At 39.4% G+C, this 24,850-nt stretch carries 21 protein-coding genes; 3 read left to right on the forward strand and 18 right to left on the reverse strand.

Annotated elements, in window-relative coordinates; all coding sequences use genetic code 11:
• The 8 genes from scpB to FGL72_RS05025 all read right to left on the reverse strand — a co-directional run bounded on the left by scpB (position 1) and on the right by FGL72_RS05025 (position 5,724).
• Complete coding sequence (scpB, locus tag FGL72_RS04990) at positions 1 to 588, reverse strand: SMC-Scp complex subunit ScpB (RefSeq protein WP_085699292.1); 588 nt, start codon at positions 586 to 588, stop codon at positions 1 to 3.
• Complete coding sequence (locus FGL72_RS04995) at positions 581 to 1,357, reverse strand: segregation and condensation protein A (protein ID WP_133286216.1); 777 nt, start codon at positions 1,355 to 1,357, stop codon at positions 581 to 583. The genes scpB and FGL72_RS04995 overlap by 8 nt, the downstream gene beginning before the upstream one ends.
• The gene (locus FGL72_RS05000) at positions 1,339 to 1,692 is read right to left on the reverse strand and encodes a hypothetical protein (protein ID WP_004904068.1); all 354 of its coding nucleotides are present in this window, start codon (positions 1,690 to 1,692) and stop codon (positions 1,339 to 1,341) included. The genes FGL72_RS04995 and FGL72_RS05000 overlap by 19 nt, the downstream gene beginning before the upstream one ends.
• A gap of 33 nt (positions 1,693 to 1,725) precedes the next feature.
• Positions 1,726 to 2,622: a site-specific tyrosine recombinase XerD gene (gene xerD / locus FGL72_RS05005; protein WP_004899891.1), complete on the reverse strand. Its 897-nt coding sequence runs from the start codon at positions 2,620 to 2,622 to the stop codon at positions 1,726 to 1,728.
• The gene (locus tag FGL72_RS05010; RefSeq protein WP_004899892.1) at positions 2,606 to 3,487 is read right to left on the reverse strand and encodes a CvfB family protein; all 882 of its coding nucleotides are present in this window, start codon (positions 3,485 to 3,487) and stop codon (positions 2,606 to 2,608) included. The genes xerD and FGL72_RS05010 overlap by 17 nt, the downstream gene beginning before the upstream one ends.
• Before the next feature lie 120 nt (positions 3,488 to 3,607).
• The gene (locus tag FGL72_RS05015) at positions 3,608 to 4,051 is read right to left on the reverse strand and encodes a GatB/YqeY domain-containing protein (RefSeq protein ID WP_004899894.1); all 444 of its coding nucleotides are present in this window, start codon (positions 4,049 to 4,051) and stop codon (positions 3,608 to 3,610) included.
• An 85-nt stretch (positions 4,052 to 4,136) separates the two neighbouring features.
• Positions 4,137 to 4,322: a 30S ribosomal protein S21 gene (rpsU, locus tag FGL72_RS05020; RefSeq protein ID WP_004899901.1), complete on the reverse strand. Its 186-nt coding sequence runs from the start codon at positions 4,320 to 4,322 to the stop codon at positions 4,137 to 4,139.
• A gap of 133 nt (positions 4,323 to 4,455) precedes the next feature.
• Positions 4,456 to 5,724, reverse strand: coding sequence for an MFS transporter (locus tag FGL72_RS05025; protein ID WP_004899904.1), 1,269 nt, complete (start codon positions 5,722 to 5,724; stop codon positions 4,456 to 4,458).
• A 145-nt stretch (positions 5,725 to 5,869) separates the two neighbouring features.
• Between FGL72_RS05025 and FGL72_RS05030 the strand changes: the two genes are divergently transcribed.
• The gene (locus FGL72_RS05030) at positions 5,870 to 7,417 is read left to right on the forward strand and encodes a PucR family transcriptional regulator (RefSeq protein ID WP_004907208.1); all 1,548 of its coding nucleotides are present in this window, start codon (positions 5,870 to 5,872) and stop codon (positions 7,415 to 7,417) included.
• Positions 7,418 to 7,537: 120 nt separating this feature from the next.
• The gene (locus FGL72_RS05035; RefSeq protein ID WP_004904071.1) at positions 7,538 to 8,932 is read left to right on the forward strand and encodes an amino acid permease; all 1,395 of its coding nucleotides are present in this window, start codon (positions 7,538 to 7,540) and stop codon (positions 8,930 to 8,932) included.
• 36 nt (positions 8,933 to 8,968) lie between these two features.
• Here the strand turns inward: FGL72_RS05035 and FGL72_RS05040 are convergent, their stop codons facing one another.
• The 6 genes from FGL72_RS05040 to FGL72_RS05065 all read right to left on the reverse strand — a co-directional run bounded on the left by FGL72_RS05040 (position 8,969) and on the right by FGL72_RS05065 (position 18,132).
• Complete coding sequence (locus FGL72_RS05040; protein ID WP_004904072.1) at positions 8,969 to 9,835, reverse strand: YitT family protein; 867 nt, start codon at positions 9,833 to 9,835, stop codon at positions 8,969 to 8,971.
• A gap of 87 nt (positions 9,836 to 9,922) precedes the next feature.
• Positions 9,923 to 11,692, reverse strand: coding sequence for an aspartate--tRNA ligase (gene aspS / locus FGL72_RS05045; protein ID WP_085698940.1), 1,770 nt, complete (start codon positions 11,690 to 11,692; stop codon positions 9,923 to 9,925).
• Positions 11,689 to 12,993 carry a histidine--tRNA ligase gene (gene hisS / locus FGL72_RS05050; protein ID WP_004904074.1) on the reverse strand — a complete coding sequence of 435 codons (1,305 nt, stop codon included), beginning with the start codon at positions 12,991 to 12,993 and terminating at the stop codon, positions 11,689 to 11,691. Before hisS ends, aspS begins: the two co-directional genes overlap by 4 nt.
• A gap of 355 nt (positions 12,994 to 13,348) precedes the next feature.
• Entirely contained in the window at positions 13,349 to 15,025 is a 1,677-nt protein-coding gene (locus tag FGL72_RS05055) for a glycoside hydrolase family 13 protein (protein ID WP_004907215.1), read from the reverse strand.
• 1 nt (position 15,026) lies between these two features.
• Positions 15,027 to 16,394, reverse strand: a complete 1,368-nt coding sequence (locus FGL72_RS05060; protein ID WP_004907216.1) for an MFS transporter — start codon at positions 16,392 to 16,394, stop codon at positions 15,027 to 15,029.
• A gap of 67 nt (positions 16,395 to 16,461) precedes the next feature.
• Positions 16,462 to 18,132 carry a glycoside hydrolase family 13 protein gene (locus FGL72_RS05065; protein ID WP_085698938.1) on the reverse strand — a complete coding sequence of 557 codons (1,671 nt, stop codon included), beginning with the start codon at positions 18,130 to 18,132 and terminating at the stop codon, positions 16,462 to 16,464.
• Between the two features lie 116 nt (positions 18,133 to 18,248).
• Between FGL72_RS05065 and FGL72_RS05070 the strand changes: the two genes are divergently transcribed.
• Positions 18,249 to 19,247 carry a LacI family DNA-binding transcriptional regulator gene (locus FGL72_RS05070; RefSeq protein WP_004907221.1) on the forward strand — a complete coding sequence of 333 codons (999 nt, stop codon included), beginning with the start codon at positions 18,249 to 18,251 and terminating at the stop codon, positions 19,245 to 19,247.
• A gap of 43 nt (positions 19,248 to 19,290) precedes the next feature.
• Here FGL72_RS05070 and pgmB read toward each other — a convergent pair whose 3' ends face one another.
• The 4 genes from pgmB to FGL72_RS05090 all read right to left on the reverse strand — a co-directional run bounded on the left by pgmB (position 19,291) and on the right by FGL72_RS05090 (position 24,758).
• Positions 19,291 to 19,965 (reverse strand): beta-phosphoglucomutase, encoded by a 675-nt coding sequence (gene pgmB / locus FGL72_RS05075; protein WP_004907223.1) that lies wholly within the window; start codon positions 19,963 to 19,965, stop codon positions 19,291 to 19,293.
• A gap of 96 nt (positions 19,966 to 20,061) precedes the next feature.
• Entirely contained in the window at positions 20,062 to 22,323 is a 2,262-nt protein-coding gene (locus FGL72_RS05080; protein WP_004907225.1) for a glycoside hydrolase family 65 protein, read from the reverse strand.
• A gap of 39 nt (positions 22,324 to 22,362) precedes the next feature.
• Complete coding sequence (locus FGL72_RS05085) at positions 22,363 to 23,706, reverse strand: SLC45 family MFS transporter (protein ID WP_085698937.1); 1,344 nt, start codon at positions 23,704 to 23,706, stop codon at positions 22,363 to 22,365.
• 104 nt (positions 23,707 to 23,810) lie between these two features.
• Complete coding sequence (locus tag FGL72_RS05090; protein WP_085698935.1) at positions 23,811 to 24,758, reverse strand: LacI family DNA-binding transcriptional regulator; 948 nt, start codon at positions 24,756 to 24,758, stop codon at positions 23,811 to 23,813.
• Positions 24,759 to 24,850: the final 92 nt, after the last annotated feature.

The raw sequence follows: 24,850 nt of genomic DNA on the forward strand, positions 1-24,850 counted from the left end.
TTACCCTTCTTTCATTTCTAAATTTTCTGATTCCAGTACGTTTGCAAATAATGTCCCACCATCATCAACATCTAACGTTTCAAAATCAGGTAACGGTGGCAACTCAGTTAACGACTTGAGACCAAAATAATCTAAAAACATCGCTGAAGTACCATACATAATTGGCCGTCCCGGTTCATCTTTTCGCCCCGTTTCAACAAGCAACTGGCGTAACATCAATTTTTGAAGCGTGCCCGCCGACTGTACACCACGAATTTGGTCAATTTCCACACGTGTCACAGGTTGTTTATAAGCTACGATAACCAATGTTTCAAGCTGTGCTTGGGACAGTGTGGCATTGTCAGGTGCATCAAAAAAGTTTTTAACTATGCCCCCTAAGCTAGGCTTGGTGACCAATCGGTAAGCGCCATCAGTTTCTCTTACTTCTAGAGCGCTCATCGTGTCATTAGCATATTTATTAGCTAATTGTTCAATTAATGCAATCACTGCCGGCTTATCAAATTGTGTTATTTGGCATAACGCTTGACTAGTAATCCCTTCATCGCCAGCCACAAATAACAAGGCCTCTATTTGCGCTAAATTATTCATCATCACTTAATGTCTCAATTTCTAAAAAAATATCAGCTGATGCATCAGCTTGGTGAAACGAAATTTTAGTTTCCTTAGCCATTTCAAGTAAAGCCAAAAAAATCATAACCATTGCTTCCTTATCAGCCATATTCTCAAACAAGTCATCAAAGGCTATAATTGCGCCTCTGGGTTGTCCGTGTAGCTGTTGGGCAATATAATCAAATGCCATCGCTAACGTAAATTTTTCACTGACAACACGTCTACTAATTGGTTGTTGCTGCCTTTTTTTACGTAAAAGATGTTCAAAAGCAACTTGTAAATCTATCAGTTCAAGCCCTGGTGCGAGCGGCTTCAGCGCCATTTGATTGAATTCCGGTGACAAGGCTGGTAAACGCGAAAATGATTGTTGGTTGGTATTTTCACGTTCTCGCAAGGATTCACTTGCCACTTGAAATTGCTTGTACGTTAACAATTGCAACATTAGTGTCTCTTTAGGATCAAGAAAATCCACTTCAATATCGTCAACTTCAATTGTGTCATTTGGCAGTAAATCAGATGATTTAATTTGAACAAGCGTTGCTGCCATGACCAAATACTCACTAGCAACATCTAATTGCATGCTCTGTTGTTTTTGAATGAATGATAGATATTGTTCAGTTATCACAGCAATAGGCAGATCAAAAATATCTAATTCCGCTTTCTTAATAAGATGTAGCAGCAGATCTAATGGCCCTTCAAATTCACTTAATTTGATTGTTAAACGCTGAGTCACAATGTTCTTCTCCATTTATTAATCAACTTTTGATTATCCAAAGTACCCATTAAGAAAACATCTGGATTTTGTTTCTGAAACTCAGTGAGCATAGCAAAATAATGGCTCGCTGAACGTGCCTCCGGTGTCAATGCTAGATGACGAATGAGTACAATGTCTTTTTTTAAGAATTCTACACCCAAAACGCCTTGCGCTTGTTCTTCACCACGCCAAATATATAATCGTCTTGTATCACGGTCATTATACCAAGCGATTTCAGCGTTAAGATGTTGTAATTCTCTTAGACCTGGTAGTAATGATAAAATACCCATCACTGTTTTTTCATTGTCATTTCTTGCCTGCGTTAACATATATTCTCCTGTATCACTACTAGATGACCCTGTTTATGCGCGTGGGTGGTACTCATCGTATACTTCACTTAATCGCTTTTTTGAAATGTGAGTATATATTTGAGTTGTCGAAATGTCGGCATGGCCTAATAACTCTTGCACAATACGTAAATCAGCACCATTTTCAAGAATATGCGTTGCAAAAGAATGACGCAATGTATGCGGTGAAACATCTTTTGTAATGCCAGCTTCCAGTACCAATTTTTTAATAATCTTCCAAACACCTTGCCTTGTTAACTGACCACCACGATCATTAACAAATACGTAAGGTGATTCTTGCGCTTTTAACAGCGTTAAACGAGCACCAGCAAAGTATCGTTCTAACCAATCAACTGCCACTTCACCGATTGGTATAATCCGCTCTTTATCGCCCTTACCAAGCGTCTGAATGAGACCTAATTGTATATGTAAATCACTCATTTTCAGATTAACTAGCTCACTCACACGCAAACCTGTAGCGTACATCACCTCTAATAAGGTCCGATTTCGCATTCCCAAAGGTGTACTAGGTACTGGCACGCCTAAAAGTGTATCAATTTCTTCAAAACTTAAAACTGCGGGTAAATGTGCGGCTTTCTTAGGCGGCTTTACATGACTCATTGGATTATGCGTAATCATATTTTCCTGAGTGAGATAGCCAAAAAAACGACGTAAAGAGGTGACCATTCGGATGACTGAACTGTTGGATTTACCGTTTGTTCGTAAGCGATTTAACCACGACAAAACAACGATATGATCAACTTCTCCCAATAGTAAATGCTCTTGGGATAAATACATACCGAATTGATTCAAATCCTGACGATAACTTGTAATGGTATTTTCGGATAGCCCACGTTCGATTCGAATGTAGTGTATATAATCCGAAATTGCATCTTCAATTTGTTGTGTCATCACTTTCAACTAACTGAATACCTTGATCCACTTGCGTAATTAAACGTGCTTTATATAAATGACCCAGTGCCCGTTTAAATTGACTTTTACTAAAGCCAAACTGCTTTTTAATCGCTTCAGGGGCACTTTTATCATTAAAAGGTAGAAAATGATCAGCACGACGTTGTAACTGTAGCAGTAAGAATTGCGCATCTTCATCCATTGTCTTATACGCTAATGGCTTAACAGATAGATTCAAGCTGCCATCTTCTCGAACGCCAATTACTCGCGCGTCAACAACTTGACCTAAGCGGGGTTCATCGTATCGTTGCGAAGGATGAATAAAGCCAAGATAGTACTCTTCTGTCACAATGAGTGTTCCCGCAATTTTGTTACGATAAACGGTTGCTTTCACCTTTTTAGATTTCATTTCTTCTGGTGCGCGTCGTGAAACGGCATCAAAAATCGATTGCTGTGCAATCTCGCCCCACAAACGTCCCTTACTATCAGATTTCATTGCCACCATCAGGCGGTCACCTTTTTGTGGCCACAATGTGGTTATCGTTGGTAAATCATCTAATGAAACAACCAAATCTTTATTAGGTAAACCGATAGCTACAAACACACCTAAGTCATGGCGCGTAGCGACGACTGTGCCCCAGCCATAACTGTCTTTTTGCACTGTGGGTATTTTTTTTGTAATCTGCAACTTATGATTTTCGTTTTCGTAAGCAAAACCCGTCACAAAACCACCTAATTTTAGCGGCTTTTCTAGTTCGAGTTTATCTACTTCGTATGTGTAACCGTCTACTTGGGCAAAAAAATAGGCGTCATTTTCATCTGTTACTTGGGCTTTGATTATTTCGCCAACTGTTGGGTTCGTCATTATTTTTTCCTCTGACGCGCAACTTCACGCGTTTTTCTTTAATACTTTAGTTTAACATGTCTTGTTGACATTATGCTAAAAAATCGGCTGAGCCGATTTTACCTACATACTTATAAACGCTTATGCCAATGCCGCTTTGACCAAGTTAGCAACTAACTTGCCATCTGCCTTCCCCTTAACTTGGGGTGTAACAATCCCCATAACTTTTCCCATATCTTTGGGTGTTGTAGCACCTGTCTGCGTAATCGCTTCTTGAATAATGGCTTTCACTTCATCATCAGATAGCTGCTTTGGCAAGTACTTAGATAATACATCAAGTTCGCTACGAATACCTGCCGCTAAATCTTCACGATTACCTTTTTCAAATTCAGAAAGGGAGTCATGACGTTGCTTAACCTCACGTGACAAAACAGTTAATTCTTCATCCGTTGTCAAAGTGTGCCCTAAATTAATTTCCTCATTCATCACCGTTGATTTAACCATTCGAATGACAGATAAAGCCTCCTTGTCCTTATTCTTCATTGCTTGCTTCATATCAGCGTTTAGTGTTTCTAATAAGCTCATTATATTTCTTCTTTCTAGTTTGTATGCCTTTATTTTAACATAGAATACAAAAGAAAAACGCCACCTAAGTGACGTTTAGAACCAATTAACGGCCCTTCTTCTTGTTACGCTTTTGTGCTGCTTCAGACTTCAATTTACGAGCAACTGAAGGCTTAACATAGAATTCGCGCTTACGGTATTCTTGGAGAGTACCGTCCTTTGAAACACCGCGCTTAAAGCGACGCAATGCATCATCCAAAGATTCGTTCTTACGTACGATGACCTTTGCCATGTGATAACCCTCCTTTCTCGCATTTTATTTCGTTTTAACGACATGCTGTAAATACTTATTAATTTTATCAATAATATCTTCTGGTGTCAATGACATTTTCAATCGATTGCGTTAGCTTTGGTGCCCTCTCAATCTATCGTGCATCTAAGGTGGATGTATGCTTTGTGTCAGACATTCGCCAATAAACAATTAAACTAATCGCAATAACCACTGTTACGTAAACAAAAAACAAAGATTCATGCTGAATTTTCTTTAAATATAAAGCAAGATATTCAACAGTTCCGCCAAATATGGCAACTGTTAATCCATAAGGTAAGCCAACACCCAATGCCCTAATTTCTGTTGGAAACATCTCTGCTTTGACAATGGCATTAATTGATGTGTAACCACTAACAATCACAAGCCCAGCTAACATCAAGCCAAAAGCAACCCAGCCATTTTTTGTGTGTGATAATGCAGTAAAAATAGGAATCGTGAAGAGCGTGCCGAGGCCACCAAACCAGAATAATAAAGGTTTACGACCAATTTTATCTGATAACGCTCCGGCAATAGGCTGTATCATCATAAAGATAAATAATGCTGCAAAGTTAATCCAAGTGACCTCTTGTTTAGGCAATCCCACAGTGTTAATCATAAATTTTTGAAGATAAGTCGTATACGTATAAAACGCAATGGTTCCCCCCAATGTTAGACCAACAACTGTCAGCACAGCTTTAGGGTAGCGTAGCAATGCCCGCAACTGCCCTTTATCATGGTTTTCTTGTGCGGTAAATTGATCTGATTCTTCCATACTAAGACGAAGAAATAACACAATAATAGCACCCAACGCACCAATTACAAAAGGTATACGCCAGCCCCACTGTAGCAAAGTGCTTTCAGATAAGGTCATTTGCAACACAATCTGAACCCCTAAGGCAATTAACTGCCCACTAATTAGAGTGACATATTGAAACGACGCATAAAAACCGCGATGTCCTGGGCTAGCCATTTCTGACAAATAAGTCGCTGAGGTGCCATACTCACCACCCAAGGATAAACCTTGGAATAATCGCGCTAACACCAAAATAATTGGTGCGAGAATACCGATTTTGGCATAGCTAGGCGTAATAGCAATCACAAATGACCCAGCAGCCATAATCAAAACTGATAAGGTTAAAGCCGCTCGACGGCCATGTTGATCAGCATATTTACCTAGAATTAAACTGCCTAAAGGTCGCATCAAAAAACCAATGGCAAAGACTGCTGCCGTGCTCAATAGCTCTGCCGTTTTATCATGTGCTGGGAAAAACGATGGTGCAAAATAAACGGCAAATGAGGCATAAACATACCAATCAAACCATTCAATGAGATTACCCAAAGAACCCTTTAATACATTACTTATAATCTTCTTTTCAGTTCGCATAAGGTACACTCCTTTTAATCATTATAGCGCAACTTATTCGCTTATGAAAAGCAGAGTGTCATGCAAAGTGCAGCATAAACTGATTAAATTTGTGCACATTGGATAATAAGAGTAGAATAAGAAAAAACTAATGTGAGGTGAGAATATGAAATTAAATGAGATGCTCAATCACAAGGTCTTAGCCAATATCAGAGTTGTTGCTGGCTTTGACGGACTAACACGAGATGTTTCTCAGGTCGGCATGATTGATGCCCCAGACATTACGGACTTCTTATTTGACGGTCAATTATTGGTAACTTCTGGTTACCATTTTCAACAGCAACCATCGCTTTTACGAGACCTCATAATTGGTATGGCCAAAAATAACGCGAGTGGTATTGCGATTAAAAAAGGCCGTTATATGACAACGATACCAGCCAATATTCTGAAGTTAGCTGATGAACTCAATATACCAATATTGTGGACACCTGCAAGTGATTTTTTGTCGCTTACTGTAAAACGTCTTACCGCCGTTATATTGGCAACACAAAACACCGAGCTCAAACAAATTATCTCAATTAATCAACAATTATCTGATCTAAACGCACAAAACATTACGTACCAACATTTACTAGACCAAAGTGCACATATTTTAGATACATCATTGGCCCTACTTAATGCTCACTTTACCGCACTGTACGCCAGCAGTGAATGGGTTGCGCAACGTGAATTTTTAACACACTTTTTACGCCATGACTCTAAAATTGATTATCTTAACTTAACTACACCTACACGTGTCACTTTTAACCACCGCGCGATTGATATCTTACCCATTTTTTCAGCATTGAATGAAAATAAAGCTTTTGCTGCCTTTGTAGTGAACGAGGATGAACCTTCTAGCTTTCAAATTCTTAAACGACAACAAGTCATGAACACACTTGGCTTAGCTAATTCACGGACAGACTTATTAAACGAAACTGCATTTCGTAATCGTTCTGGGTTCTTTTTAAATGTGATGCAGGGTGGTCTTAACACTGAAGCCATTGACAATTATTTGTATGAAGCAAAAATTGATAGTAAACAGCATTTTCGTGTCGCAATTGTCGACTTTGCGGAAAAAGAAAAAATTATTGAATCTCATCAACTCGATATTCGTCAACAATTAACACGTTGGTTTATACAAGAATTTCATTGGCACGTTTTAACTTTCTCACATCGTCAACAACTTGTTTTACTCATGCATGAAACCATTGCACCACAAGAATTTTTGACAGCTTTACGTCATTTTTTGTCTGCGCAGCAAACTTTGCATCACCCGCTACGAATAGGCTTTTCTAGAATATCTGAATCAATTCATAATTTAGCCGAGTTATACAGTCAAGCCAATCATGCATTAAAACTAACTTCTATACAACAGCCAATCATGCGCTTCCGTCCAAAAAGTGCCGAAGAATTGTTACATCTCCTCCCAGAGCAAGAATCGCAAACATTTATCGAGCAAACACTAGGCCCTATTCTTAGTAATTCTGAATTGCTTGATACCTTGAAGACATATATTTTTTTACACCAAAATGTCACTGCGGTTGCCAAAACCTTATTTGTACACCGCAATACAATAACTTATCGACTTAAACGTGTTAGTGATATACTCGGGGTCGATTTAGAAATGCCCGATGTGCTGCTAGATATTAGATTGGCTTTGATGCTATTGTGATTGTGCAGATTTAACAAAAACGAATTAATAAATTGTTAACTTTAGACACTTCAAGAGACTATGTCATGTTAATATTGTTAAACAACACGATATCATATGCTTTATGACGGAGGGCTTTTTATGATTGAATATTCAGATTTAGCAATCAACGCAGACGGCACAAAACGTGGATTAAAAAAGAAACATGTGCAAATGATTGCCATAGGTGGCACAATTGGCACTGGCTTATTTCTTGGTGCAGGTAACTCAATCGCCAAGACAGGACCTTCAATTTTAATTGTTTATGCTATTTTAGGTCTATTTTTCTTTCTGATGATGCGTGGTATTGGCGAAATGTTGTATGCTGATCCTTCTCAACACACTTTCGTTGCCTTCATCAGTAAATACGTCAGTCCAGGTGCTGGCTACTTTGCGGGCTGGTCTTATTGGATTGGTCTGACATTCGTTGCCATGGCCGAGCTTACAGCTGTTTCAACTTATGTTAAATTCTGGTTTCCGACATGGCAAACATGGTTAATCCAAATTTTCTTTTTAGCTATTCTGACACTGGTGAATTTGGTTGCTGTTAAAGTTTTTGGAGAAACCGAATATTGGTTTGCCATGATTAAAATTATTGCTATTATCGCTATGATTGTTACTGGTCTCTTCCTAATTTTTACTGGATTTAAAGCCCCTGCGTCGGGTGGTAATACGGTTGCATCATTTGGCAATATTACGCATCATTTTTCATTATTTCCAAATGGCCCTGCTATGTTTTTCGCTGCTTTCCCAATGGTATTCTTTGCCTTTCAAGGAATGGAGTTCGTTGGTATTACAACCGCAGAAACAGAAAACCCTCGCGGCGTGTTACCGCGTGCAATCAATACAATTATTTTACGTATTTTAATCTTCTATCTTGGTGCTATGACGATTATTATGTCCATTATTGACTGGCATGTTATTGCCAAAACGCCTGAACAAAGTCCCTTTGTTATGGTCTTTCAATTGGCTGGTTTCAAGGCCGCCGCCGCTGTAATTAACTTTGTCGTATTGACCTCAGCTGCTTCTGCTTTAAATTCTGCTATCTATTCTGCGGGACGACACTTCTATCAATTAGCACAAGAATCGCATATTCCTGTGATGTCAAGATTTGAAAAAATTTCTAAACACGGTGTGCCTGCAAATGCAATTTTGCTGACTGCCACTTTAGTTTTATTGTCTCCAGTCATCAACGCCATTCCCCAAATCACATCATCATTTAGCTTCATTACCGCCGTCTCTTCAAACATGTATATTATTGTCTACGCAATGACGATGTATGCACACCGAAAATTCCGCGCATCATCTGACTACCTACCTAATGGCTTTACCATGCCCGCTTATTCATTAACGAGCCCGCTCACTTTATTATTCTTCGCTGCTATTTATGTGAGCCTCTTTTTCCAATCCGACTCAAGAATGCCAGCCATCGGCGCAATTATTTTCACCTTGATTTTTGGTACATTAGCGCATAGAAAATTTGCTGGAAAATCGTAAGTAATAAAAAAGCAGAATCATCAGATTCTGCTTTTTTTATAGCTCCGGCTCATAAAATCGACCAACTGTGTGTTCAATTTTCCATGTCGAAGAAAATGCTTTTTCATCAACAGATTTAATCGCCTCACGTAGTTCATAACGTTCTTGCTGGGTAATAACAGTAAGCAAAACATAACGCCCTTCACCCGTATAACCACCGCGCGCGTCGTTAATGATTGTGACACCACGCCGCATTTTATCATAGATACCTTGGACCATTTGATCAGGTTTTGTTGTGATAATCATAACCTGCATTTGCTGTTGTCTAGTATAAAAAGCATCAATCATACGTGAACTGATAATCACACCAACAATGGAATACAAAGCGTACTTCCAACCATAAGTCAAACCAGCACCTATCATGATTAGCGCGTTCACACCAAGATTAACAGGTCCCATCTTGAAGCCAAACTTTTTCTTAACCAAAATGCCAATCACATCTAATCCGCCAGTTCCCACACCATAACGTAATGCGGTACCAACGGCCATACCGTTTAAGGCGCCACCAAACATCGCGTTAATTAACGGGTCAGGCGTTAGTATACGCGTTGTATCAAATACTGGCATCAACGCCGCACTAAGCAACACGGCTAACGTTGTAAATGTCGCAAATCGCCAAGAAAGCTTCACCCATGCAATGACCAACATCGGTAGATTGACAAGTGCCAGTGCTAACGCAACAGGTACTCTGCCCCCTGATAAGGTCGACACTAACTGGGCAAATCCTGTAAATCCAGATGAATAAATATGACCCGGTCGCCAAAAATAATTCATAGCGAAGGCGACAATAACGCCATAAAAGATTGCGCCGCCAAGTCGACCCGCATATTGGTTCTTCATAAAGTTGTGAAAAAATTTTTGCATTATTTTCGTACGTTCACGTACATCCCTCTTGTCTATATACTCACTATATCACAGGCAGAACTAAAGTCCTACCACAATTATTAGAAACTATTCAACGTCTGATACAAACAATCCCAAATCATTTAATTGTTTGTGGTCAACACGGGTTGGTGCTTGCGTCATTGGTTCTGTGGCACGAGAATTCTTTGGGAAGGCAATCACTTCACGAATATTTTCTTGGCCTGCCAATAACATGGCTAATCGGTCCAAACCAAGTGCAATACCGCCCATTGGTGGGAACCCAAACGTCATACCTTCAAGCAAGAACCCAAATGCTTCATGAGCAGCTTCCGGTGTAAATCCAAGTGCTTTGAGCATTTTTTCTTGTATATCCATGCGATGAATACGGATTGAACCAGAACCAAGTTCGTAACCATTTAATACTAAATCATAACTTTGTGCATGAGCTTGATGTGGATCCTCACCATCGTCAAGATAATGCAAATCTTCTTCATTTGGCATTGTAAATGGATGATGCGCAGCAATCCAACGATCAAAATCTTCAGAATATTCAAATAATGGCCAATCTACAATCCAAGCAAATGCCCATGGATTTGTCATATCAATCAAATTCAAATCTTTAGCGGTTTGACGACGTAAGTAATCTAAGGTTGCCGCAACAATATCGTTTCGACCAGCACCAAATAGCAGTAAGTCGCCTGGCTTTGCACCGGTAACCTGTAATAATGCTGCATGATTAGGGAAAAACTTTGCAATAGGTCCTGAAATACCTTCATCGGTTACTTTAAGCCAGGCCAGGCCTTTAGCGCCGAAGCGTTCAATGTATTGCGCCATTTTGTCGATGTCTTTGCGAGAATAGTTTTCTGCGCCACCCGGTACAGCAATCGCTTTCACAACACCACCGGCTTCGACAGCTTTAGCAAACACACCAAATTCAGATGATTTGACAGTTTCTGAAACGTCTTTTAATTCATAAGCAATACGCAAATCTGGTTTATCTGTTCCAAAACGATCCATTGATTCTTGCCAAGTTAATGTTGGAATCTTTGTTGTATCTAAATCAAAATTAACGACATCAGACATCATAGCCTTAACCCATGCATTGACTAATTCACGAATTTCTTCTGCTGACATAAATGATGTCTCGACATCCATTTGCGTAAATTCTGGTTGACGATCGCCACGTAAATCTTCATCACGGAAAGCACGGGCAATTTGGAAGTAACGATCGAAGCCAGAACCCATCAACAATTGCTTGAACAGCTGCGGTGATTGTGGCAAAGCGTAAAATGAACCAGGGAAAATACGTGATGGCACTAAATAATCACGTGCCCCTTCCGGGGTTGATTTGGCTAAAATAGGCGTTTCAATATTAATGAAGTCATTTTGATCCATGAAGTTCATGGCACTAGACATGATTTTTGAACGAATACGCAAATTCTTTTGCATTTCCGGACGACGCAAATCTAAATAACGATACTGTAACTTCAGCTCTTCATTAGCATTGACATTATCTTCAATATAAAATGGTGGTGTTTTTGACGTTGCTAAAATTTCTGCCTCAATGACATCAATTTCAATTTGACCTGAATGAATTTTGTTATTAATTTGACTTACTTCACGCCGCACCACTTGACCTGTAACCGATATAACATACTCATTACGCATATTCTCAGCGACTGCAAGCGCCTCAGCATGTGTCGCATTAAACGTCAATTGTACAATACCTTCACGATCACGTAAGTCAACGAAAATCAAATCGCCAAAATCACGACGTTTCTGAACCCAACCCGACAGGGTAACCGTTTGGTTAAGATATTTTTCGTCAACTAATCCAGCATATGTTGTTCTTTTCATTGTGCTTCATCTCCTTGTGAATCAATAATTGTTGGTAAATCGGTATATAAATCGGCTAATTTCACAGTCTGCTGCATGCCTGTTGCCATATTTTTAATATTAGCAACGTGATTTGCTAACTCAGTCTCTCCTACAGTCACCACATAACGACTATGGTGGCGATCGGCCGATTTGAATTGTGACTTGGCAGATCGTCCGAGATAATCACGTTCAGCAACATAGCCAAATGAACGAATGGCTTGTACAATCTGCGTTGCAACGACATTTGTTGATGTCCCAATATTGACAACATAAAAATCTAAACCATCATCTTTTACAGGTGCAACGCCCTGTGCTGCAAGCAAACTAATTAAGCGCTCAACGCCAATACCAAAGCCAACACCAGGTGTTTCTGGCCCACCAAATTCAGCTACCAAACCTGAATAACGACCACCGCCAGCAATTGTGGCTGCGCCTTTCAAGCTATCATCAACTGTCATAATCTCAAAAATCGTATCATTATAGTAATCTAGCCCGCGCACCATAGTCGAGTCAACTTCAAAAGTAATATCAAGTGCTGTCAGTAGTTCTTGAACCGTTTGCCAATGTTGACTCGAATCATCAGAAAGAAAATCTAGAATAGAAGGCGCATCTTCAACAAATACTTGATCACGCGGGTCTTTTGAGTCCAAAACACGTAATGGATTCTTTTCTAATCGTGCTTGTGAGTCTGGCGATAATTCATCAAAGTGTGGTTTCAAGTAAGCAATAAGTGCTTTTCGGTAAGCTTCTCGAGAAGCTTGGTCACCTAGTGTGTTAATTGCTACCTTTAAATTTTTTAAGCCTAATGTTTGAAAGAAGTCGACCGCCATGGCAATAATTTCAACATCTAGAGCAGGTGCCGTCGCACCAAATGCCTCGACACCAATTTGATGGAATTGACGAAAACGACCGGCTTGTGGTCGTTCATAACGAAACATTGGCCCAATGTAAAAGGCCTTGTAGGGCTTATCAAACTCTGGACCATACAGTTTATTTTCAACATAGGCGCGCACTACCCCTGCCGTGCCTTCAGGGCGTAAAGCAATGTGACGATTGCCTTTATCATGAAAATCATACATTTCTTTAGTTACAACATCGGATGTATCTCCGGCTGACCGGGAAAAGACGTCAAAATTTTCAAATAATGGCGTTCTAATTTCTCTAAAGTTATAATCACCAAATAACAACCGCGCGATGCTTTCAATATGTTGCCATTGTGCCGTTTGTTCGGGTAACAAGTCAGCCGTTCCTTTTGGTTTTTGAAAAGTTGGTTTTGCCATTTTTATTTAACTACTGTCATTGAAACACCTGTTTCAATGACAACAGATTCTCCTTTATTATCATTACAAGCCTAAAAAGCGCCCTTAGTAACATCTGTTACTAAGGGCGCTTTTGCACGGTACCACCTTGTATGTTAATGCTTACGCATTACTTAGACTGCTTATCGCGCAACCACGCACTGTCTTATACAACAGCGACCTCCAAGGTGTCACAAACCAAGTTGTTGTTTTGCTTCCATCGTCCGCAAAATTTCTATCTGTCCAAACTATGATTTTTCCAATTCATCGGCTTCAATATATATTTTAATCATATATGTTCCCTATTAGAAAGTCAAGATTTTATCACAAATTATGCTTAGAATTGGTATACCTTTGCTTCATAAGGTCGTAACGTTTGACCTTCATCGTCATCATAGTTACCAATTAACAACCTAGCATCATCAGGCACACTATAGTTTCTTGTCAATACTTGATCAGTAAAATTGTTAATCACTAATAATTGCTCACCCTGACCAATCCGACGATAAGCATAAACGTCGTTGTCTTCAGGATCTAATAACTGGTATTTGCCTGTTGTCATGATTGGTAAATCATGCCGTAACTGAATTAATTTCTGATAATAGTAAAAGACTGATTTTGGATCTGCGAGCGCATCTGCCACATTAATTGTTTGATAATTATCGTTCAATTTAAGCCAAGGTTGTCCCGTTGTAAAGCCCGCATTATCGCTATTATTCCATTGCATTGGTGTACGAGCATTGTCGCGACCTTTAGCATGAACATAACGTAGCATCGTTTCTTCGTCTAACAAATTGTCTTTGTCAATCAAATATTTAAAGGCATTTTTAATTTCAATATCATCAAAATCTTCCCGTTTTAAGTTATAGGCATTCGTCATCCCAATTTCTTCACCTTGGTAAATGTACGGTGTGCCTTGCATGAAGTGCAATAGTGTCGCAACCATTTTAGCTGAAATGACACGATAAGCTGGTGTGTCATTTCCATAGCGACTAACAGCACGTGGTTGGTCATGGTTATCCCAGTAAAGTGAATTCCATGCTTTACCAGCAAGTTTATTTTGCCATTTAGAGAGATTTTCTTTCAATGCCGTTAGTGACACTTTTTGATCATACCACTTTCCTAAAGCAGGGTTAGGATTGTTATCAAGTCCCATATGTTCAAACTGAAAGACCATATTTAATTCTGATGTATCTTGGTTGGCATATTGAATAGCATTTTGTATGTCAACACCAGACGCTTCACCCACCGTCATCATGTCTGCACGGTTTAACACCTTGTCACGCATCTCTTTCAAATAGTCATGAACATGTGGCCCATTAGCAACAGCCTTATCGGCATTACCATACACCCCACCTGTCGGCACTTGACCATCCGGTAAACCGTCTGGCTTTGAAATCAATGAAATAACATCCATTCTGAAGCCATCAATACCCTTATCAACCCAAAAATTCATCATATCAAATACCGCTTGTCGTACTTCCGGATTAACCCAATTCAAATCGGGTTGTCCTTCCGCAAATAAGTGTAAGTAGTATTGACCAGTTGCGTCATCGTATTGCCAAGCTGGCCCTGAGAAAAATGATCCCCAGTTATTCGGTTCATGCCCCGCAACTGGATCGCGCCAGATGTAAAAGTCACGTTTAGGGTTATCCTTTGACTTGCGACTTTCGATGAACCATTGATGCTGATTAGAAGTATGATTAACAACTAGATCCATCAATATTTTAATATGCTTATCGTGTGCTTTTTGCAGTAGACGGTCAAAATCTGCCATATTGCCAAATTTTGCATTAATATCTTCATAATCTGAAATATCATAACCGTTATCCTCATCAGGTGAAGTATAAACCGGATTCAGCCAGATAACATCTGCACCAAGTTTTGCGATGTAATCCAGATGTTGCTCAACCCCTTTCAAATCACCAATACCATCCCCGTTTGCATCCTGAAAAGAGCGTGGATAAACTTGGTAAACAACGGCTTTTTGCCACCACTTAATATTTTCTGTCATGTTATTTCTCCTTTTTTGTCGTATACACTTGTGTTTTTTCTTCTTTCACAATCCAAATCAAACAACCACCAATAATCAGAAAGATGCCAGCAATCGCTAACATATGAGCCATAGATTTTCCAACTGCTGGGAAAATAACAAAACTAGCCACAGAGGCAACAATTTGCGGAATACAAATAAAGCAGTTAAACAAACCGAGATATACGCCATCATGCTTGCCATCTAAAGCATTGGTTAAGATTGTGAACGGAATTGAAATTAGAGCAATCCAGCCAATACCAATTAATACGAAACCGATAAGTGATGACGCATGTGTATGACCATAAGCCACCACCATGAAGCCAATACCACCAGCAATGAGGCTCAAAAAGTATGCCATCTTTCGCGTACGATTGTTCAACCTTTGGAATGCAATACCAACGATAATGGCAACAATTGAATAAACTGCCTGCAGTATACCAAACCAATTACCAGCGGCCTGATAACCTGCTGATGCTGGATCGCTAACCCCCCAGATATTCTCTGACAAGGCACCCGTTGAGTAAGTCCACATATAAGGAATACCGAACCAAACGAAAAATTCAACCAATCCTAACGTCCAAAAAACTTTTGGTGCATGTCTTAAAATATCCCCGAATGATTCTCGTACTTTATCGTTGGCTTGATAGCCATGACAATAAGCTAATGTTTCTGGATCATACTCTTTAACATTCATAATTGTAAAAATAGTTGATAATAGCAATATCGCTGCAGCAACATAAAATGATATTTTAACTGAATCAGGCACAACACCTCGTGCTGCCGTGTTAGCAACACCCATCGAAGTTAGAATAAAGGGAAACACAAACGCAATGACGCCGCCTAAACTTCCCCAAATATTTTGTAAGCTCCAAGCGCGATCTGTCTGCGCAGCGTTAACCATATCCGGAATAATCATTTTAAAAGGTTGCATTGATACATTAGCTGATAAGTCCATGAACAATACTGTCACTGCCCCAAACCACAAGGCGGTCATTGACCCATAACCAAAACCAAAGGACCCCGTATTTGGTAACAACAATAACACAATCAACGAAACTAAGCATCCCCCAATCAAATAGGGCATTCGTCTTCCTAGCTTTGGAATCCATGTTTTATCGGACAACAAACCAATCACTGGTTGAGTAATCATTCCTGCTAATGGCGGCAATATAAAGAAAAAACCTAGCTTTGTCGGGTCAGAACCCAACGTTTGGAAAATACGTCCCATGTTTCCTGTTTGAACTGAGAAAGCAACTTGCACACCCGCATACCCAAATGTCATCAAAAACAGCTGCATGCTGCTCAACATGGGTAGTTGGCCTCTTTTTTGAACCGTACTACGCAACATATTCTCTTCTCCTTCTTGAAGTGACTTTATTCGCTTGAATCAATTATTCAGGCCACTACTTCAGATTTTAAAATAAATATACCTTGGCTTCGTAAGGGCGCAAAGTATCGCCCAAATCATCATCATAATTACTTATCAACACAGTTGCAGAATCAGGTCGCTCATAGTGACGCTTTTGCATCTTTTCTGTAAAATTACTAATAACTAAGAGCTGTGCATCGTCGCTTATTCGACGGTAAGCATAAACTGAGTCATCCGCTATATCTAACACAACATATTTGCCAGTTGTTATAAGTGGCATTGTTTGCCTTAAGTGAATTAATTTTTGGTAATAATAGAAAAGTGATTGTTTATCTGACAATGCAGCTGACACATTGATTTCTGAATAATTGTTATTTACTGGTAACCAGGGCTTATCGTCGGTAAAACCAGCGTTTAACGTCTTATCCCATTGCATCGGTGTTCGCGCATTGTCACGTGATGAATGGTAAATATAGGACATCATTTTGTCAGGTGTCATGCGCTTTTGTTTTAACACCAAATCATCGTAAGCATTTCGCGTATCAATATCTTTGTATTGCGTAATACTTGGCCATTTGACATTCGTCATACCAATTTCTTCACCTTGGTAAATATAAGGGGTTCCTTGCATAAAATGTAGCGTTGTCGCTAACATTTTGGCTGATATCACACGATATTGGTCAGAGTCATTGCCAAATCGCGAAACAACTCTAGGGCGATCATGATTGTTCCAGTACAGACTATTCCAAGCTTTGCCATATAAATCATTTTGCCATTTTGACAAAATGCGCTTAAGCATCACTAAATTAAATCGCTCATCACTCCACTTCCCAAAACCTTCACGACTATTATCGACTTCGGTATGCTCAAATTGAAAAGTCATCTGTAATTCATTAGCAGTCGTGCCAGCATATTTAATTGCATCTTTTGTTGTGACACCAGGTGTTTCACCAACTGTTATAATGTCATATTTTGATAAAACTTCATGATTCATTTCCTGCAAATACGCATGAATTTTTGGCCCATTAGCTATAAAATTCATCGATGAGCTATGATTTTCTGTTGTAACATTTGGATCATCAACGAAATGCACTGGCTTCGATAGCAAGTTAATGACATCCATCCTAAAACCATCAACCCCTTGATTTAACCACCATGTCATCATGCTATAAATTTCGTGACGTAATGTTGGGTTTTCCCAGTTTAGGTCGGGCTGCTTTTTTGAAAATAGGTGAAGATAGTACTGTTGCGTCGTGTCATCAAATGCCCACGCTGAACCACCAAAATCTGATTGCCAATTGTTCGGTTCGTGACCATCGACCGGATCACGCCATATATAATATTGTCGATAAGGATTATCTTTACTTTGGCGACTAGCCTTAAACCAAGCATGTTCATCAGATGTATGATTAATAACTAGGTCCATCATGATTTTTAAACCTAGACGATGTGCAACTGAAAACATTTCTTGGACGTCTGCCATGGTGCCAAATTCTGGTAAAATACGACAGTAGTCGCTAATATCATAGCCATTATCGTCATTAGGGGATTCATAGATTGGACTTAACCAAATCACCTGAACGCCTAATGACTTCAGATAAGGCAGACGTGCGATAATGCCTGGTATATCACCGATACCGTCATGATTACTATCTTGAAAACTTCTTGGATAAATCTGGTAGACAACTGCTTGTTGCCACCACTGTTCACCTGTCATATTAACTTCCTTTAGCCTTATATCGAACACTAACAATAATTTGCGTAAACGTTTACGCATTAAATTGTAACCGCTTTCATTATTCCTGTCAACCTTTTTAGTTTATAATATAAAATATGAAAGTAACCATAAAAGACATTGCTAATAAAGCCGGTATTTCGCCTGCTTCTGTCTCGCGTATTTTAACTAATCGCGGGCGTTTTAATGCTGATACGGCAGTGCGCGTTCGTGCCATTGCAACAGCTATGGGATATTTAAAAAATCAGTCTGCTGCTGATTTAGCACAAAAGCAGAGCCACGTGGTTGGTGTCTTAGTACCAACCGAACATACGAACTTTGCCGATGAAATTATTAAGGGTATGCAAGCCAAAGCGCACGAGTTAAATTATGAACTATTGGTCACCTTTATTGAAAGTGATGAAGTACGTCAACTACAGACAGTTCAGTCATTGCTATCCCGACAAGTGTTGGCAATTTTTATGTTAGCTATTGATCCTTCAGATGCCTTGCTGGAGATGTTAACGCGTAGCGATGTGCAGTTAATCAGTATTTCTAACCAATTAAATACAAAAATTCCATCAATCTCGTCGGATAACTATGCTATGATGCATCAAGTTGTCGATTTTCTATATCAGAAGGGTCACCGTGACATCGCTCTTATTGGTTCTTCCGAGCCGGATCCTATCGTAGCGCGCTTGCGTCGGCAAGGTTTCATTGAAGCTTTGGCCAAACATAACCTGCCGTATCATCCCGAATTTATTTGGGGTGATAAAAACAACTACGAGACTGGTTTAGCAGCAATCAAACATTTTAAAACACCACTACCATTTACTGCTGCTATCGGTTCTGCAGATATTATCAGTGTCGGCTTACTGAACGGTGCCAAAGATGCTGGGATTGTTGTCCCAACTGATTTTTCTATTATTAGCGTTGATGGAACTGAATTAACCCAGCTGACACGACCACCACTTAATACTGTGCAACAAAATTTTCATTTAATGGGTAGTCTAGCAATTACCGCACTTGTCGAACAAACTTTAGCGCCAAGCGCTGTCCTTTTTACTGAAACCAAATTAATAGCTGGTGGCACGGTTGAAAAAATCATAGCATCATAAAAAGCACAGAATTAACAAATATTACTGTGCTTTTTATTTGATATCATATATTTTTCATATCATGTGCAATATTGGCAAGTGTCACACTTTCCGTCGACGGATAAATTAAATTTGCTGCCGATAAAACTGTTGCGTTACCAATACCAAGTGAGGTTTGTCCAGCAGCGTTAATCGCTGTAATACCAGCAGTGGCATCTTCTAAACCTATGACTTGTGTATTATCTAATGACATGATGTCTGCTGAACGTAAAAATATTTCTGGGTTTGGTTTACCATTTTTTAGGGCCGTTGGATCAACAATCCCATCAAAATAATCAGTTAGCTGTAGTTGTGACAAAATGAGTGGTGCATTTTTCGATGCCGAAGCAATAGCCATTTTATAGCCATTGTCATAGGCAGAATCAATAAATTTCAACATACCAGGCAAAATATCTTTTGGTGTTAGTGTCACAATTAGTTGCTGGTAATGTTGATTTTTTTTGTCAGCGAGCTCTTTTTTGGCGGCCGTTGATAACGCTAGTAAACGAGTACTAGCATCAAGAATTATCTGCAACGATGCCATGCGACTAACCCCTTTTAATGACTCTGCCAAAGATGTTGTCCAAGTTGTTCCGACTTCCTCAGCTATTTTTTGCCAAGCCAATGCATGAAATTTAGCAGTGTCAGCAATGACCCCATCTAAATCAAATGCGAAACCCTTAATATTTTCAAACTTCATATACACTCTCCTTTAATTGCATATGTCACGTGATAAGTCTTTGTGACGTTAGCAAGTCATGTTTGCATTTCAATTGCTATGGCTACATGGTAGGGCCTATTTAGATGTCAAAAAAACATCCGCCCCTAATAAATTAATTGTTAAATTTTTGCCTGATATTAATGCCACTGTTGTTTCTTTTTGATTAACAGTGACTTCTAGTACGCGACCTCTAAATACTAGACGAAAACTATACTGTTGCCATTTTTCTGGTAAAAATGGTTTCAAATATAATTTATTTTCTCGCACTCTCATACCCGCAAAACCTTGCACAATAGCTAACCAAGAGCCTGTCATTGAGGTAATATGTAGACCATCAGCTGTGTCATTATTATAATTATCTAAATCAAGTCTAGCTGCACGTTCGTACATTTCAACAGCTTTGTCAGCCATTTGTAAGTCAGCTGCAAGAACTGAGTGAACCGAAGGCGACAATGACGATTCATGTACAGTCAAAGGTTCATAAAAATCAAAATTCTGCTGTTTTTCTTCAGTCGTAAAAGCATCAGGAAAATAAAACATCGCGTGCAATGTATCTGACTGTTTGATGTACGGTGATCGTAAAATACGATCCCAAGACCAATGTTGATTAATCGGGCGAATAGTTTGTGGCATGTCGGCAATAGGCGTTAAATCTTTGTCTAGGAAGGTATCATGTTGGACAAAAATGTGCGTCTTCTTACCATGTAAATCAATATCTGCTTCAGGTAAATACATTTTATCGACAATGTCTTGCCAGTGCGCAAGCTCTTTTGATTCAATGTTTAATACTGCCTGTTGTGCTTTATCAATCTCATCATAGTGTGATACTGCATAGCCCAAAACCCATTTTGCCATCCAGTTTGTATAAAAATTATTATTGACATTATTTTCATATTCATTAGGTCCAGTTACACCATGAATCATATAGCAATCTCGACGTGTTACGTAATGTACACGGTCAGCCCAAAATCGCGCAATATTATAAAAGACTTGTGCGCCATAACCGTTAAACCACGAGTGATCTCCAGTGATATTAGTATAATTGTAAATGCCATAAGCAATCGTTGCGTTACGGTGAATTTCTTCAAAAGTAATTTCCCATTCGTTATGTGATTCAATCCCATCAAACGTCACCATTGGATACAAAGCGCCCTTAAGTCCCTGCATCTTTGCGTTATGGAACGCCCCTTCTAATTGATTGAATCGATATTGCAATAGCGCCCGCGTTACAGCAGGATCAGCAACACCTAAATAAACCGGAATAGCAAAGGCTTCCGTATCCCAATAAGTTGCCCCACCATATTTTTCACCAGTAAAACCTTTGGGCCCAATGTTAAGACGTGGGTCATTACCATAATAAGTTGAGAATAGCTGGAACAAGTTAAAACGAATGCCTTGTTGAGCCGCATCGTCACCAACAATTTGAATATCAGCTTTAGCCCACCTTTGAGCCCATTCATCTTGGTGTGCTTGATACAATTCTTGATAAGTGGTGGACTGAATAGTTTCAGTTAAGTGCTGGCTTGCTGCAATCGTGGCTGTTAAATCATCATAATCGCGTGAAGTGGTCACAATCACGCGTTTTTCAAAGCTTGCTTGTCCTTTAGCTGGCACCTCAATATTGAAAGTATCTGTGACTGCTTTTTCTGTTTCGTGTGCTGCTTGTTGTGTGCCACCTTGAAAACTTTGACGTGCCACCACCGTAAATTGCGGTACCTTGAAAGGATTGGGCATTGTTTGTGTTGCCATAAATGCTGTCTGCTGTTCATGACCAGCAGCTAAAACTTGCCAAAACTGCTCATCATAATTGGCATCTTCGTTAGTAACATCCGCATCAATTGTTGCATCAAACCTCACACGATGCGCTACACCGTCTAGCGACATAAATTCATAATGACTGACCATGAGTTCCTTCATCGCAGCTGAAACCAATCGTGTAATTTTCACTTGGACGCCAAATACGGTAAATGTGCGATTCAAGACCCCTGTTTTCATATCGAGAGAAAGCTCAAAATCAGAAAAAGGATTACGCGCTAAATCAATTTTCTGGTCGTCAATATAAATATCAGCCTTAACAAAATTCAAAGCGTTGATGGCTTTACCAAAATATTCTGGATAACCATTTTTCCACCAGCCAACGCGTGTCTTATCCGGAAACCAAACACCACCAATATAAATGCCTTGATGCGTGTCGCCCGAGTAGGTTTCTTCAAACATACCGCGCATACCCATATATTCATTTCCTAAACTCGTCATTGATTCTTGTAACCGTTTATTTTCCGAGTTAAGCTCATGCGTTGTAATTAACCAAGGATCAATATCAAATATACGTTTCATTATTTCTACCCCTTTTATTTCTTACTAATAAATATCAAACTAATTAATGTTATGCTGGGCTTCTTTAATAAAGCCAACACTTAGTGCGCCAAGTAGCATTAAACAACCTGACACCAAAATCATGGTTGGAAAATGTGACCCTAATGCTGGGAAAATTGCGAAACTGGCAACTGAGGCAACGATTTGTGGTAAACAAATCGATCCATTAAACAGACCCAAATAAGTGCCCATATGGTCTCCAGGTAATGCATTAGTGACCATAATGAATGGATACGCCATCATACCCGCCCATGATACACCAATTAATACAAACGAACCAATGAGGGCGTACTGCGAGTGAATAAAGAAAACCGAAACAAAGCCGATAGCACCTAAAAATAATGATAGTGCGTAGCCCAATTTATTTTTACCTGCAGGTATCTTAGACAACACTAATGACCACAATACCGCTGAGATAGCATAGACAGCCGATAAAATACCGAACCAGTTACCCCCATTTTGATAGCCGGAACTTGTTGGATTAATAGCGTTAAACACATTGTCAGCGACAGCTCCTGTGCCATAAGTCCATAAATATTGAAAAGCCATCCAACTAAAAAATTGTGTCACAGTGACCAGCCAGAATGTTTTGGGTGCACGTTTTAACAAAGTCAAGAAGTCAGATTGCCCGTCTTCTGGTTCATTTAATGCATAACCATGATACAATTCATAAGTTTTGTCATCGTACTCTTTCACATTAAACACTGCAATTAACGAAAAGATAACTAAGACAACCGCCCCAGCATAAAATGAAATCACCACAGACGGTGGTACTTCACCTTTTGCTGCCGTGTTAGCAACACCGATTATCGTGAGTAAAAAAGGGAAAATTGTAGCCAATACAGACCCCGTATTAGATAAAAAGCTTTGTATTGCATAAGCATATGATTTTTGTTCTTCATTGACCATATCTCCAACAACCATTTTAAATGGTTGCATGGCAACATTCGAACTCAAGTCCATAAACAAAATTGTAATGGCACCAAACCAGAGACCTGCAGTAGTTGAAAAACCAAAACTACCTGAGTTGGGCAATAAAAACATGACAATGACTGACACCAATGCACCCACCAATAAATAAGGCATTCGTCGGCCAAAACGTTTGGTCCAAGTTCTATCTGAAAAATAACCCACAATAGGTTGGACAAAAAGACCAGCTAAAGGTGGCAAAATAAAGAAAAATCCAAGTTTTGTTGGATCTGCACCGAGGGTCTGAAAAATACGACCCATCTGCGAACTTTGCAGTGAAAAGGCCATTTGGACGCCAAGAAAACCAAAACTCAACATCCAAATTGTACGCAGTGGCAAATTTGGTAAACCCTTGCCGCGTTGTTGATTACGCATGATAAACTCCTTTATACTAAATTTTGTAAACGCTTACAAAATTTAGTATAAAGTCGTCTTGCAAAAAATGATATAGTGTTTTACATGTTAACGATAACATGTTTTTATACTTGACGCGTTGAATCTCTTTTTACTAACCGTGGCTGAATTAACTCCATTTTTAATTCACTATGATGCAACTGGTTCAGCAAATTAGACACTAAAGTATTAGCCAACTGCCGAAATGGTTGCTTAATCGTGGTTAACTTAGGTGATGTGATTTGATCAATAAAGACACCATCAAATCCGACAACACCATAGTTTTCAGGTATCTGGCTTTGTGCTTTCAATGCTCTGACAACTCCTAACGCAATGCGGTCCGTAGCGCAAACAATGCCTGTATTTTTTGGTAGGTGCGCTATAATATTCTGGATTAACTTTTCTGCATCGTGCGAATGATTAGACACGTCATAAGTTCTGGAGACAAGATGATGTTTAGCCATTGTTTCCAAATACCCTTGTTCTCGCTCCCATACAAAAGGGAGTGCCATTGTCATACCAATATAAATCACCTTTTTGTATCCTGCTTCAATGAGATGTGTTGTAGCTAAGCTTGTTCCCATACGATTATTCACATCAACGTAAGGTAAATCATACCATGTAGGCGCTTGCCCATAGAGCACCATTGGCACATTAATTGCTGATAGACGTTCAAGATCTGAATCACGCCAGCCACTAACAATCAGTCCATCAACGTGACTATTTGGTTCCAGTATGGTACTAATTTCTAGAGTATAGCCTTTTTGATTCAACACTTCAGCAATTTCTAATAATAATATGGCATAATTCGGTTCAACGGTAGCAATATCTTCTAATACAATAAATTGAATAACATAGTTTTGCTGATTAACTAATGCTTTAGCTATTCGATTTGGTTGATAGCCTACCGCCTTAATGGCTTGGTTAACCAAGTCACGTACTTCGTCAGACACCTGATTTGGGTGATTAATGACGCGACTAACTGTCATTTTGGAAACATGCGCTTGTCGCGCAACATCAGCTAAATTAACCATTTTATACTCCTACTGATTCGTTGTTATTAGTGTTATTTTATCATGTTCACATCAATTTAATGGCAGTAACTCAGCAAATAACGTATACTAGA

This window comes from Leuconostoc citreum (assembly GCF_007954785.1).
Taxonomy (GTDB): Bacteria; Bacillota; Bacilli; order Lactobacillales; family Lactobacillaceae; genus Leuconostoc; species Leuconostoc citreum.

What these genes read in the sequence shown, in the direction of transcription:
- scpB (WP_085699292.1), bottom strand. Translation starts at nt 588, where the DNA reads ATGAATAATTTAGCGCAAATAGAGGCCTTGTTATTTGTGGCTGGCGAT.
- FGL72_RS04995 (WP_133286216.1), bottom strand. Translation starts at nt 1,357, where the DNA reads ATGGAGAAGAACATTGTGACTCAGCGTTTAACAATCAAATTAAGTGAA.
- FGL72_RS05000 (WP_004904068.1), bottom strand. Translation starts at nt 1,692, where the DNA reads ATGTTAACGCAGGCAAGAAATGACAATGAAAAAACAGTGATGGGTATT.
- xerD (WP_004899891.1), bottom strand. Translation starts at nt 2,622, where the DNA reads ATGACACAACAAATTGAAGATGCAATTTCGGATTATATACACTACATT.
- FGL72_RS05010 (WP_004899892.1), bottom strand. Translation starts at nt 3,487, where the DNA reads ATGACGAACCCAACAGTTGGCGAAATAATCAAAGCCCAAGTAACAGAT.
- FGL72_RS05015 (WP_004899894.1), bottom strand. Translation starts at nt 4,051, where the DNA reads ATGAGCTTATTAGAAACACTAAACGCTGATATGAAGCAAGCAATGAAG.
- rpsU (WP_004899901.1), bottom strand. Translation starts at nt 4,322, where the DNA reads ATGGCAAAGGTCATCGTACGTAAGAACGAATCTTTGGATGATGCATTG.
- FGL72_RS05025 (WP_004899904.1), bottom strand. Translation starts at nt 5,724, where the DNA reads ATGCGAACTGAAAAGAAGATTATAAGTAATGTATTAAAGGGTTCTTTG.
- FGL72_RS05030 (WP_004907208.1), top strand. Translation starts at nt 5,870, where the DNA reads ATGAAATTAAATGAGATGCTCAATCACAAGGTCTTAGCCAATATCAGA.
- FGL72_RS05035 (WP_004904071.1), top strand. Translation starts at nt 7,538, where the DNA reads ATGATTGAATATTCAGATTTAGCAATCAACGCAGACGGCACAAAACGT.
- FGL72_RS05040 (WP_004904072.1), bottom strand. Translation starts at nt 9,835, where the DNA reads ATGCAAAAATTTTTTCACAACTTTATGAAGAACCAATATGCGGGTCGA.
- aspS (WP_085698940.1), bottom strand. Translation starts at nt 11,692, where the DNA reads ATGAAAAGAACAACATATGCTGGATTAGTTGACGAAAAATATCTTAAC.
- hisS (WP_004904074.1), bottom strand. Translation starts at nt 12,993, where the DNA reads ATGGCAAAACCAACTTTTCAAAAACCAAAAGGAACGGCTGACTTGTTA.
- FGL72_RS05055 (WP_004907215.1), bottom strand. Translation starts at nt 15,025, where the DNA reads ATGACAGAAAATATTAAGTGGTGGCAAAAAGCCGTTGTTTACCAAGTT.
- FGL72_RS05060 (WP_004907216.1), bottom strand. Translation starts at nt 16,394, where the DNA reads ATGTTGCGTAGTACGGTTCAAAAAAGAGGCCAACTACCCATGTTGAGC.
- FGL72_RS05065 (WP_085698938.1), bottom strand. Translation starts at nt 18,132, where the DNA reads ATGACAGGTGAACAGTGGTGGCAACAAGCAGTTGTCTACCAGATTTAT.
- FGL72_RS05070 (WP_004907221.1), top strand. Translation starts at nt 18,249, where the DNA reads ATGAAAGTAACCATAAAAGACATTGCTAATAAAGCCGGTATTTCGCCT.
- pgmB (WP_004907223.1), bottom strand. Translation starts at nt 19,965, where the DNA reads ATGAAGTTTGAAAATATTAAGGGTTTCGCATTTGATTTAGATGGGGTC.
- FGL72_RS05080 (WP_004907225.1), bottom strand. Translation starts at nt 22,323, where the DNA reads ATGAAACGTATATTTGATATTGATCCTTGGTTAATTACAACGCATGAG.
- FGL72_RS05085 (WP_085698937.1), bottom strand. Translation starts at nt 23,706, where the DNA reads ATGCGTAATCAACAACGCGGCAAGGGTTTACCAAATTTGCCACTGCGT.
- FGL72_RS05090 (WP_085698935.1), bottom strand. Translation starts at nt 24,758, where the DNA reads ATGGTTAATTTAGCTGATGTTGCGCGACAAGCGCATGTTTCCAAAATG.